At 54.3% G+C, this 374-nt stretch carries 1 protein-coding gene; it reads right to left on the reverse strand.

Going from position 1 to position 374, the window contains the following annotated elements; translation table 11 throughout:
• Positions 1 to 374 (reverse strand): hypothetical protein (locus MWU78_RS22285; protein ID WP_247002022.1); only part of this gene is annotated, 374 nt, incomplete at both ends.

Raw genomic sequence — 374 nt, forward strand, 5'->3', positions numbered from 1 at the left:
ATCGCCAAATCTGTAAAAAGTGCTTGTCCGCCAGAAAAACCAGCGTTACCAACCACTTCCCATGCATTGCCATTGAACCTTTGGACCGTCGCCTTACCTTCCTTAGTACTGTCTTGGTATGCCACATAGGGCACCCCGGAAGCGTCCAGAAGCAATGAAACAGCTCCCGTGTAAAGCGAAAGACCGTCAGGGCCCACCACTTCCCAGGCGCTGCCATTGAACTTTTGGACCGTTGCCCTATTCTCGTTGGCCACGTCCTGATATGCCAAATAAGGAACCCCCGAACCGTCAACGGCCAGGGAAGTCCAATAGGCCTCGCCATCCGAAAAACCGGCAGGTCCCACCAGCTCCCATGCGCTGCCATTGAACCTTTG

The sequence above is a fragment of the Arenibacter sp. F26102 genome, assembly GCF_023015865.1.
Classification (GTDB): domain Bacteria; phylum Bacteroidota; class Bacteroidia; order Flavobacteriales; family Flavobacteriaceae; genus Arenibacter.